The 12,019-nt window shown below is 41.5% G+C and carries 7 protein-coding genes; 5 read left to right on the top strand and 2 right to left on the bottom strand.

Features of this window, described 5'->3' with window-relative positions:
- The first annotated feature begins 31 nt into the window (after window positions 1–31).
- Genes A9P82_RS11420 through A9P82_RS11410 form a run of 3 tightly spaced genes read left to right on the top strand, consistent with a single transcriptional unit; the run spans window position 32 to window position 5,581 of the window.
- Window positions 32–2,806: a TonB-dependent receptor domain-containing protein gene (locus A9P82_RS11420; RefSeq protein ID WP_066207923.1), complete on the top strand. Its 2,775-nt coding sequence runs from the start codon at window positions 32–34 to the stop codon at window positions 2,804–2,806.
- Window positions 2,807–2,816: 10 nt separating this feature from the next.
- Entirely contained in the window at window positions 2,817–4,205 is a 1,389-nt protein-coding gene (locus A9P82_RS11415) for a right-handed parallel beta-helix repeat-containing protein (protein WP_066207922.1), read from the top strand.
- A 59-nt stretch (window positions 4,206–4,264) separates the two neighbouring features.
- Window positions 4,265–5,581, top strand: coding sequence for a histidine-type phosphatase (locus A9P82_RS11410; RefSeq protein WP_197492155.1), 1,317 nt, complete (start codon window positions 4,265–4,267; stop codon window positions 5,579–5,581).
- Here A9P82_RS11410 and A9P82_RS11405 read toward each other — a convergent pair.
- Window positions 5,578–6,462, bottom strand: a complete 885-nt coding sequence (locus tag A9P82_RS11405; RefSeq protein WP_066207918.1) for a sialate O-acetylesterase — start codon at window positions 6,460–6,462, stop codon at window positions 5,578–5,580. The two genes, A9P82_RS11410 and A9P82_RS11405, sit on opposite strands and share 4 nt — an antisense overlap.
- Window positions 6,463–6,586: 124 nt before the next feature.
- Here A9P82_RS11405 and A9P82_RS11400 point away from each other — a divergent pair, with 124 nt between their 5' ends.
- Both A9P82_RS11400 and A9P82_RS11395 read left to right on the top strand, forming a co-directional pair.
- Window positions 6,587–6,814, top strand: coding sequence for a helix-turn-helix domain-containing protein (locus tag A9P82_RS11400; RefSeq protein ID WP_066209873.1), 228 nt, complete (start codon window positions 6,587–6,589; stop codon window positions 6,812–6,814).
- A 300-nt stretch (window positions 6,815–7,114) separates the two neighbouring features.
- Window positions 7,115–9,589: a TonB-dependent receptor gene (locus A9P82_RS11395; RefSeq protein WP_231891150.1), complete on the top strand. Its 2,475-nt coding sequence runs from the start codon at window positions 7,115–7,117 to the stop codon at window positions 9,587–9,589.
- A 14-nt stretch (window positions 9,590–9,603) separates the two neighbouring features.
- On the opposite strand, the gene A9P82_RS11390 is transcribed toward A9P82_RS11395, so the two are convergent.
- Window positions 9,604–11,982, bottom strand: a complete 2,379-nt coding sequence (locus tag A9P82_RS11390) for a phosphoketolase family protein (RefSeq protein ID WP_066207916.1) — start codon at window positions 11,980–11,982, stop codon at window positions 9,604–9,606.
- Between the last annotated feature and the right edge of the window lie 37 nt (window positions 11,983–12,019).

Here is a 12,019-nt window from a genome sequence, read left to right as displayed (position 1 = left end):
GTTCCTTTGTCCAAAATATCTCATTATTCAAATGAAACGAATTACTACACTGCTTTCGGTTTTTTCAATTTTGGCTATTCATTCGGGCTTCACCCAAAACGCTGCGGGAATAACGGATTTCAAAGGAACTGTTATTGACGGGAAAACACACGAGCCTTTGCAGGGCGCTTCGATTACGCTGATTAATCCGGGTAATCCGTCTCAGAAAATGTTTTCTTTTTCCGGCTTAAACGGAAGTTTCATTGTAAGAAATATTCCTGATGGGAATTATCATTTACGAGTTTCTTATGTTGGTTATATTGCAGACTCGGAAGATGTTTCGCTCGATTTAGCGGCAATAGCGGAAAACAAAACCATTGCATTGGCGCAGGAAGAAAAACCAAACACTACAGATGTGGTGGTTTACAGTCATCGTTACAGTTCCGAGCAGGCGTCTTTTTTGGCAGATAAAAATTCAAATATTATCCAGAACTCAATATCGGCGCGGGCTATTGAGCTTTCGCCTGATTTGTCCGTAGCAAATACAGCACAACGTATTTCGGGCGTTTCTCTCGAAAGAAGCACCAACGGCGAAGGGCAGTACGTGATTATCCGTGGTATGGACAAACGTTATATTTATACGTTGGTAAACGGCATCAAAATTCCAAGTCCCGACAATAAAAACCGTTACGTTCCTCTGGATATTTTCCCGAATGATTTGTTGGAAAGACTGGAAATTTTTAAATCGCTCACACCGAATATGGAAGGCGATGCCATCGGCGGCGCGATAAACATGGTAATGAAAGATGCACCTTCAAAATTTTCCGTAACGGCAAATCTCGGCGCAGGCTATGCAAGCGGAAGCAAGGACTTTAATAAGTTCAGCCATTATCCAAGCCTTGATGCTTCGCCGAGAAGTTTGTATGGTTCAGACTATCAGGCAAGCCTGAAAGATTTTCCCTACAATATGTTCAGCCACACTGTCAAATCCACGCCTGTTGCTACGCAAGGCAATTTTACTTTGGGCGGAAGACTGTTCAACAACAAGCTTGGCATTATTGTTGGCGGCAGCTACCTGAACAATTACAAAAACGTTAAGTCTCTTTTCTTTGAGCAAAATACCGAAAGCAACAACGGACCTCAAATTTCGTCGGAGGACAGAAGAAATTATTCTATTCGCCAGCAAAGAACAGGTTTGCAGGGAAAACTGGATTACCAATTTAACCAAAATAACAAAATCGCCCTGTTCGGTATGTGGACTTCGTTGCAGAAATATGAATATAAATTTGCGGCAGACACTAATTTAATATTGGGACGCGCTATACTGCCCGGCACAGGTCGTGTATCATTATCGTGGAAAGATGTTTATGAAAAACAACAAATAGCTAATGCCACGCTAACCGGCAATCATATTATTGCCAATAATTTTACTATCAACTGGATTGGCGCTTATTCAAAAGCAATATTGAATCGTCCCGATGAAGGTACTTTGAGCGCCAATAATCAGGTAGTTGCTTCAAACGGTTCTTTGGTGGCAACTCCGGTAAATCTGGATGATAAAACAAGCCGTGAATTTACCCACAGTTCCGATGAAGACAAAAGCGGTTATCTCAACTTAACATATAAATCAACATTTGGCAATACGCATATTGACTGGAGCGCGGGTGGAATGTACCGCAACAAAACAAGACACAGCGAGTATGACGATTACAGGTTTACACCCGACGGAAACTTTGGATATGAAGGCTATGTTACGGGTCATTCATTTATCATTGGTAATCCGCAAGGCTCTGCTACTAATGCGCTGAATTATGATGCTAAAGAAAATGTAGGCGCAGCTTACGCAATGGCAACGCTCGACTGGAACGATAAACTGCATATTGTAGGCGGTGTTCGTTACGAACATACTTATTTCAACTGGGAAAATAATGTGCCCCCGACTGCCGATACTGGACATACAGGGATAATAAAATATTACGATATATTGCCAAGTGCCAATATCAAATATTCTCTGAATAAAAATCAGGCATTGCGCTTGTCTTATTATGCAGCTATTAGTCGTCCGAATTTTTACGAAGTTGTTCCGCACATATTGCAGGAAGCGGAGGACGATTACGCAGAAGAAGGCAACCCGCATTTGAAACATTCTACCTCCAACAACTTTGATTTAAAATACGAATATTATTTTACGGGTATTGATGAAATATTGGCAGGCGTGTTTTACAAAAGAATCAAAAATCCGATTGAATATGCTTTAGCTAACGAAAAACAAGGCTTATTCTATAAGGCAGAAAACTTTGGTAATGCTTCTAATTATGGCTTTGAACTGGATGCCACCAAATATTTCAGATGGTTCGGCATAAAGGCAAATTATACTTATACCAATTCGCGCATTACAACCTCCAAAGTTGTACGCAGTACCGGCGAAATGAAAGACGAAACACGTCCGATGCAAGGACAGGCAAAGCATATTGCCAATCTTTCTTTGTTGTATAAAGATGATAACAAAGTAGGCTTGAATGCTCAGTTGGCTTTAAATTATACCAGCAAACGCATCAACACAGTCTCTGAGTTTTATAATGAAGATGTATGGCAAAAAGGATTTACGCAGTTGGATTTTTCCGTTGAAAAAAGAGTCGTAAAACACTGGTACATATATGCCAAAGTGAATAATATTCTTAATACACCTTACCAGTTGTATGTACCACAGGCATACACAGGCGGCTTGGAAATTCCGGTTCCGCACCAGACTGTCGGTAAAAATATATTCATCAGGAAAGACACTTACGGGCAGAATTATTTGCTCGGTATAAAATTCAAATTTTAAATTATTAGTTATGAAACGAAATATTATAAATTATAAACTTATTATTTCGGTATTGGCAGTATGCGCAGCCTTTGCTTCCTGCGACAAAGAATTAGAAACATACATTCAGCCGCTTCAAATCAACCAGTCGCAAGGCATCACAAGCGATACGTTGAGCGGCACGGTAAAAGGAACTTTAATCAGTGGCAAAACATATTATTTCAAAAGCGATATTACCATTAACGAAGGCGATACGCTGTATATGGAAGCGGGTTCAAAACTCATTTCGCTCGGCGATGGCGCGAGCGCCGAAACAAGTCCGCAAATTACCTGCAACGGCACTTTTATCAGCATCGGCACGGAAGACCAACCGAATTTTATTACCGTTTCCGACGATTTGCGTAAAGCCGAAAATGCAGGCAAAGGTTATTGGGGCGGCATTCAGTGCGGCGCCAATAGTGGCGACCTTATTTTGAAATGGACGCATCTTGAATTTGCCGGCGGACCCGCAGGCATTAACAACGACCCTGAAATATTTGAAAGCGGCGACCCGCGCAATAGCTTTACTTATACCAACCCGACCGGGAACGTAATTGTTGAAGATTCATGGTTTTACGGTACAAAAGACGATGGTTTCCGCATCATTCACGGCAACGTGAGCATTATGCGCAACACTTTTGAAAACTGTGGCACCACGGGCGGCGATGTTGTGAATATTAAAAATAATTCTTTTGGCGATGTGGCGTATAATTTAATCATTGGCGGCGCTACCAACGGCTTCAAAATTTCCAACAGCGGCGGCGGCACGGAGACAAATATTTTCTTGTACAACAATACGATTCTTAATTCAGGTTTTCGCCAGTCGAAAGGCGGACGCGGCGGTTCTATCGATTATGAAAAAGGCGCATCTGGAAAAATTTATAACAATATCATCATCAACTGCCGTTACGGATTACGCATAACACCGGATGCAGACTATGCGAACATTTCGCATAATAATCAGTTTTATTATGCCGATGCACAATCTTTGATTGACCAATTTGCCGACCAGGACAGTTATGCAGATGACCGCGTTTTGGGCAATAAGGATATTGCAGGCTCCGCACCGAATACTAACCTTCCGAACTTTATTTCTTACGATGTCAACCAATTCGATTATTCAAAATATGATGTTCCGGCAACGCCTCTGACAGCATCACAAATGCCTTTGGGAATTGTAACTGCCGAAGGTTATGATTTTAATTTATTGCCTGGAAGCCCGGCGTTAGGCAAAGGCGATGCAAGCGGACAGCCGATGAAAACCGTGCCGCAAGGCGGTACGTTGGGTGCGTCGGAAACCGCTCCCAGTGTGGATTTGGGCGCGTATCCTTCCAATGGGAATGGTAATAAACATTTAGGTTCAAGTTTGGATGCCGGGTAATTTGTATGGAAAATAAATGCAGCATCAATATAGATGCCGCGTTTTTATATTTGTATATTATGAATATCTTGAAATTTTTTATTGCAGTCAATATTTCGTGCCTCTTGTGTTGTGGAAATATTCATGCGCAATACAATTATGCCGGCACCAAATCGCCGTACAATTTTCAACCACAAAACTATACGTCTGCGCCTTCAGGCTACAAGCCTGTGTTTATAGAATATACCGGTCGCCACGCTTCACGATTTTTCACAAAACCCGGCGCTGACATGGATTTGCTGAAAATAATGGAGCAAAAAAATCTGACGCCGTTAGGCAAAAAAATTTTGATTGCCGTAAAAAAAATATATGCTGTTCAAAAAAATGAGTACGGAAATATTACACTTTCGGGTAAAGATGAATTGCGCGGAATCGGAGAAAGAATGAGAGAAAATTATCCTTCCGTTTGGCAGGGCAGAGGCGTTGATGTTGTGTGGACAAATGAATTGAGAACACACCAAAGTGAAGCAGCTTTTATGCAAGGTTTCGGCAAATACGATTCATCGAAAATTCATATTGCTTCGCCGCCCGATTCTCTGAATGATGCGCTGAGATTTTGGAATATTTCTTCCGCATACAAAAAATATAAAAAAGGAAGTCTTATAAAATCAAAAATGGATTCATTACTCCAAAACCCACGCACCATACAGGTTTCAAAGAATATATGTTCGCGCGTGTTTAAAAGTTTCGATACTGCAAATGCATGGGAACTCACGCAAAATTTATATGACTTGTATTGCATTTACCCTTTGATGAAAAAAGAAATTGCGGCAAAAGGCTGGAGTGGAAGTGATTTTACAATTCTCGCAAAAGCTTTTACCACAAAGGATTTGCAATGGTTAGATTTTGTAAACATGGCAGAAGATTTTTATGAGAAAGGACCGGGCGAAAATATCAACGGCATACAAATAAAGATAGCTGCGCCTTTGCTGGCGGATTTTTTAAATTCCATTGATACGGCAATTCAGCAACCGAGCAGCCTGGATGCGAAACTGAATTTTACACATGCCGAAGCTATTTCTCCTTTTGCAACGATTATGGAAATTCCGCAGGCAAGCCATACTTCAACTTCTGTTTTTGACTATGCCAAAAACTGGCATGCGGAAAAAATTATGCAAATGGCATCCAACATTCAATGGATTTTATACAGTAATGGAAATGCTTATCTGGTAAAGGTTCTGCACAATGAGCAAGAAGTTCATTTGCCGATTTCTACCACGACTTTTCCTTATTACAAATGGAAAGACGTGAAAGATTTTTACACAAAAAAATTACAATCTTTCGGTATTGATGAGCATACAGATTTACACGAATATTTGCTGAAACTAAGAAATTAGTTTTTAATTATTTCACTTGAGTCTTTGATTGCATTCAGCAGTAAAGAGGAGAATGCTTCCAATCCTGTTTTTGTAAAGTGAGGTCCATTCCTGTAAGCTCCTAAAATTAAAGAATCTGTATCAGGTCCGGCAAGAACATTTGGAGTTGAATTAATCACTTCTTTTTGTGCATTTGTAATATTGCTGTCTAAGTCTTTAGTGCTTATAAGTTCATCACTTGGCGTATAGGATGCTATGCTGCAATAAATGGGTGCAGTTTGCCCGTATTGTCTTACTGTATTGAAAATATTTAACAGATGGTTTTTATAATTATTTTCCGTAGTTCTTCTTGAATTAGCTTCTCCCTGATGCCATATTATATGTGTCAGTTTAATTTTTTTCTGCTGTAATTGTTTTAAGGTATTTATCAAAATCTTGTGGCAATACCCGGAATCCCATAATTCTATTTTTGTTCCGCCGATTCCTATCGGTACAAAAATTACATTATTGCATAAGTGAGCGTCTATCAGCTTATCGCCCAGCATCGTCCACACACTTCCACCCAGTCCTGATTGCCGTCCGAGAAGAGGCTCTTTGGCTATATAAAAATTTCCGTTATAGAAATTGTATATTTTATGAATAGGTCGATAATAATATGTACTTGAATTGGCAGAATTGGACTGTCCGAAAACCATTATGACAAATGTAGAATCTGAATTTAATTTTAAATCGTTCTGATTGGCTTTCGTTCTGAATAATCCATAAGTAGTAGTCTCTGCTTTCAATCTGTTGATAAACGATATGCTGTCATACCTGTACACGTACGTTCCTAAAACTATTAATATTAAAAATAAGACGGCAAGAATAATATACGCTGCAACGCTGATAAATTTTCGCTTCATACAGAATTAATTGAGTTATCTTTTAATGTTCCGCCAAAGATATGTAAATATTTCAGATAAGAGCAAATTTGCTCTTATCTGAAAGCGATAATTAATGTCATTTTGAGTAGTGAAAAAACGCTACTTGAGAGACGAGCACAGTTTGCAATTATTCGGTCAAAATCTGAAAAAGATTAGGACTGAAAAGAAGTTGTCTCAAGAGCAATTAGCCAATAGCTGTGATTTGCCCATTTCCCAAATCGGCAGAATCGAGCGAGGCGAAATCAACACTAGTTTAAGCCATGCTTTTTTAATTGCCAAAACAATGGGCATACATCCGAAACAGTTGTTTGATTTTGATTCTTCCAACTAAAATCCTACCTGCGGTTTTCTATAAATATGCCAACGGAAAATATTTTCTGCATCAAACACGTTATATAAAAAGTTTCATCGGCTTTTGAAGAATCTCTATTTTTAACCTGAATTACATTTTACTTTTTTGAAAAAGACGATACTTATTTCTGCTCTTCGACATTTGCAATGTCGAAGCTGTATCGGCGGATTTGCAATCCACGAAATAATGTGTATTACAAATGCACAGATAAGTGTTCGGGATTGCAAATCCCGAACAACAGTCATTTCCCGAACAGCAATTACATTTATTTTTTGTTTTTTGTTTAGCTTTTTCTTTTCTGCCAAGCTCTTTGCGCAGGAAAACAACGCTTTTATTTCGGGAAGAATTTTTGACGAAAACCAACATCCTTTATCCAATATTTTTGTGCATATCAAAGAAAATGCGCAAGGCATTTACAGCAACGACAGCGGATATTTTAAATTGTCCGTTCCGGCGGAAATGCCCGTGAAGATTGAGTTTTCGGCGGCGAATTATAATTCGTTGGAAAAAATATTTTTTATAGAAAAAAATCAAACACAAACTGTAACTATTTTTATTACAGAAAAAAATACCACGCTTGCCGATGTTACGGTTTCATCTGAAAAACAACGGCAACAAACAGGTTTGATTGAGATTTCGCCTGATAAAGCAATTCTCAATCCGTCGCCGGTAAACGGCATCGAAGGCTTAATCAAAACATTGGTCGGCAGTAACAACGAATTGACTTCGCAATATTCCGTGCGCGGCGGAAACTACGATGAGAACCTCGTTTATGTGAATGGTTTTGAAATTTATCGTCCGTTTCTGGTCAGCAGCGGACAGCAGGAAGGGCTGAGTTTTATCAACCCGATGCTTACGCAAAATGTACAATTTTATACCGGCGGATTTCAGGCAAAGTATGGCGACAAAATGAGTTCCGCGTTGGATGTAACCTATATTCATCCTACGGAAAATCACGGACAGGCTTATGTGAGTTTGCTTGAACAAGGCTTGAGTTTCGAAGGTTTGAGCAAGAATAAAAAGTTCACTTATGTTGTCGGTGTACGCAATCGGGACAATAGTAATGTTACAAAAAGCCAGCCTACGCAAGGCAGTTATATTCCGTCTTCGGCAGATGCGCAGGCGTTGCTTACATACAGTTTCAGTAAGAAATTCAGTATGGAATTGTTGGGCAATTATTCCAAAACAAAATTTACTTTTTACCCGCAATCGGAGCAATTGATGGCGAGCGTTTTCTCGCCTTTGTATGTTGCCGATTACGGCGCAAATATTGACTTTACCGGCTCAGAGAAAGATAAGTATACCACCAACTTTGCAGGATTAACTTTCATTCACAAGCCAAATAATAAGTTTACTTTAAAATATTTGTTCGGCTATTTCCGCGATAACGAACGGCAAAATACCGACATCACAGGCTCCTATATTTTCGGCAACCGCGATGCTAACGGCAACATTGATACCGACCCGGATAACTTGCTTGGCGAAGGTTCTACACAAAATTTTGCAAGAAATAATTTGAAAATAGACCTGTGGTCGGCGCAGCATTTGGGAAGTTACAACGGCGGAAAAAACTTCATTCAATGGGGCGCAAAAGCAGAACGACAAACGGTTTCGAGCCTGATGAATCAATGGACGTACAGCGATTCCGCAGGCTATTCTTTGCCGCACACGGGCACGCAGGTTTTGATGAGCAATGTGTTACAGAATAATGAGCATCTCGACATTACACGCTTCAGTGGATTTGCTCAGGACAATATTTTATTCAACGATTCTTCGGCTTATACATTGCAGGTGGGCGCAAGATTTAATTATAATAATCTGAATAAAGAATTTCTCGTTTCGCCGCGCGTAGGATTTTCTTTCAAGCCGAAAAACTGGCAAAAAGATGTGGTGTTCAAAGCCTCTGCAGGCATTTATGACCAGCCGCCGTTTTACCGCGAAATGATTGCGTTTGACGGCAGCGTGAACACACAACTGAAAGCGCAAAAAAGCTGGCAAGCCGTTGTAGGCGTAGATTACAACTTAAAAGTTTTTGACCGTCCGGCGCGCTGGACAACCGAAGCTTATTACAAAAATATGTGGGACGTGGACCCTTACGACATCAACAATGTGAACATTCAATACTATGCAAATAATGATGCAAAGGCTTATGCTTACGGCATCGAAACGCGCTTGTTTGCACAGCTCGTAAAAGATGCGGACAGTTGGCTGAGCCTCGGTATTATGCGCACGAAAGAAAATATTTCGGGATTAAATTATACCGATTATCTGAATGCCGAAGGCGAAACAATTACGGCATCTTCACAAGATAAAGTTGTCGCAGACAGCGCAACGCGTTCCGTAGGTTGGGTGCGTCGACCAACGGACAGGTTGGTAACTTTCGGAATGTTCTTTCAAGATTACCTGCCGCAGAATAAAAATTTTAAAGTGTATCTCAACACGTTGTTCGGCACGAATATGCCGTACAATATTCCCGGAAGTACACGTTACAGAAATGCATTGGAAATTCCTTCGTACCTGCGTGTAGACATTGGTTTCAGCGCATTGCTGTTGGATGCCGCGCGCAAGCAAAGAAGTCATTCGCCGTTTCTCGGCGTTAAGAATATTTGGGCGAGTCTGGAAGTGTTCAACTTAATCAACCACGACAATACGATTAGTTATACTTTACTCAAATCTTTTGATAACGAAACGTATGCCTTGCCCAATCGCTTAACGCCGAGATTATTGAATTTTAAAATAGTGGCGAATTGGTAAATAATGTCTTTTTGCTAAACTCCCCAAGACCAGTCTCTGACTTCCGGCATATCAATTCCGTTTGCTACGATATATTGCTTATGCTCAATCAATTTATCTTTCATTTCCTGTTTCAGGTAAGCGCCTTTATCGCCTAACTGCGGCAGGCGGTCAATCACGTCCTGCACCAAATCGAATCGGTCGAGCTGGTTCATCACGGTCATGTCGAAAGGCGTGGTAATTGTACCTTCTTCTTTGTAACCGCGCACGTGAATATTATCGTGATTGGTGCGGCGATACGTCAAACGATGAATGAGCCAGGGATAAGCATGGAACGCAAAAATGACGGGTTTGTTTTTGGTAAACAAAGCGTCAAAGTCGCTGTCATTCAGTCCGTGCGGGTGTTCCGATGCAGGTTGCAACTTCATTAAATCCACGACATTTACCACACGGATTTTTAATTCAGGTAAATTTTTTCTGAGAATAGACACCGCAGCCAATGTTTCCAGAGTCGGTACGTCGCCGGCGCAAGCCATCACCACGTCCGGTTCTTTGCCATCGTCGTTGCTCGCCCATTCCCAAATGCCGATGCCTTTGGTGCAATGCAATACAGCTTCTTCCATCGACAGCCATTGCGGCGACGGATGTTTGCCGGCAACCACCACATTCACATAATGACGGCTGCGCAAACAATGGTCCATAACCGACAACAAACAATTGGCATCCGGCGGAAGATACACCCGCACAATCTCCGCTTTTTTGTTTACGACATGGTCGATAAATCCGGGGTCCTGGTGCGTAAAACCGTTATGGTCTTGCCGCCACACGTGCGATGCCAAGAGAATATTCAGCGATGCCAATTTTCTACGCCAAGGCAAGCCAGCCGTAACTTTCAGCCATTTTGCGTGCTGGTTAAACATGGAATCGACAATATGAATGAATGCTTCATAACAATTAAACAATCCGTGCCGTCCGGTAAGCAAATAACCTTCGAGCCAGCCTTCGCATTGGTGCTCGCTCAGCATTTCCATCACGCGACCTTCTTTTTTCAAAAATTCATCTATGTCAATCGTTTCGCCTTCCCATTGCCGGTTGGTCGCTTCAAACACAGCATTTAATTTATTGGACAATGTTTCGTCGGGACCAAAGAGCCGGAAATTTCTGGATTCCATGTTCAGTTTTATCACATCGCGGATAAAGCTGCCCAACACCAGCGTATCGCCGGGACCGGTGTCGCTTCTACGTTTCAGCTCTAAACTGTATTCTTTGAAATCGGGCATGTGCAAATCTTTCAACAGCAAACCGCCGTTGCTATGCGGGTTGGCGCCCATTCTTTTTTCGCCTTGCGGCGCCAATGCTTTTAATTCTGGCAAAAGGCTTCCTTTTTCGTCAAACAATTCTTCGGGCTTGTAACTTTGTAGCCACTCTCCCAGTTGCTTCAAATGTTCGGGATTTTCCGCAGGGTCGGTAATCGGAACCTGATGCGCGCGAAAAGTGCCTTCGACAGGCAAGCCGTTTACAAACTTTGGTCCCGTCCAGCCTTTGGGTGTTTTTAAAATAATCATCGGGAAGCGCGGACGGTCTTCTCCGGGATTTTCCGCAGCAGATTGTTTGATGTCTTTTATTTCCTCAATTACCGTGTCCAACAATTCCGCCATTTTTTTGTGCATCGTCATCGGGTCGTCGCCTTCGATGAAATAAGGCTTCCAGCCGTAACCGTAAAACAATTTCTCCAATTCTTCTTTACCAATTCTTGCAAGAACCGTCGGGTTGGCAATTTTATAACCGTTCAAATGAAGTATCGGCAGCACTACGCCGTCGGTCTGTGGATTGAGAAATTTATTGGAATGCCAGGACGTTGCCAACGGTCCCGTTTCCGCTTCGCCGTCGCCGACAACACAGGCGACAATCAAACCGGGATTGTCGAAAACCGCGCCAAATGCGTGGCTCAGCGAATAGCCCAATTCGCCACCTTCGTGCATCGAGCCGGGACATTCAGGAGAAACATGGCTGGGAATGCCGCCGGGAAAAGAGAATTGCGTAAAGAGTTTTTTCAATCCTTCTTCGTCTTCGGAAATTTCTGGATAGACTTCGCTATATGTTCCTTCAAGATAAACATTGCCCACAATCGCCGGACCGCCGTGTCCCGGACCGGAAATATATACCATGTCCAAATCATATTTTTTGATGATGCGATTGAGATGCGCATACACAAAATTTTGTCCGGGCGTTGTTCCCCAATGACCGAGCAACATTCTTTTGATATGTTCCGGCTTCAAGGGTTCGCGCAATAAAGGATTTTCGTGCAGATATATTTGTCCGACTGACAAATAATTTGCGGCGCGCCAGTAAGCGTTCATTTTTTCTAATAATTCCTCTGATAATTCTTCTCTTGTTGCATTTTGTGTTTCCATCTTATTGAATTTTATTGATTAATATTTTTAAAAACAT

The organism is Arachidicoccus sp. BS20 (genome assembly GCF_001659705.1).
Taxonomy (GTDB): Bacteria; Bacteroidota; Bacteroidia; order Chitinophagales; family Chitinophagaceae; genus Arachidicoccus.
The sequence above is the reverse complement of the archived record's forward strand: the minus strand, read 5'-3'. Positions and strand labels throughout refer to the sequence as shown.

Excerpts from the sequence above, each read along its gene's own strand:
- A9P82_RS11420 (WP_066207923.1), top strand. The coding sequence starts at position 32 with ATGAAACGAATTACTACACTGCTTTCGGTTTTTTCAATTTTGGCTATT.
- A9P82_RS11415 (WP_066207922.1), top strand. The coding sequence starts at position 2,817 with ATGAAACGAAATATTATAAATTATAAACTTATTATTTCGGTATTGGCA.
- A9P82_RS11410 (WP_197492155.1), top strand. The coding sequence starts at position 4,265 with ATGAATATCTTGAAATTTTTTATTGCAGTCAATATTTCGTGCCTCTTG.
- A9P82_RS11405 (WP_066207918.1), bottom strand. The coding sequence starts at position 6,462 with ATGAAGCGAAAATTTATCAGCGTTGCAGCGTATATTATTCTTGCCGTC.
- A9P82_RS11390 (WP_066207916.1), bottom strand. The coding sequence starts at position 11,982 with ATGGAAACACAAAATGCAACAAGAGAAGAATTATCAGAGGAATTATTA.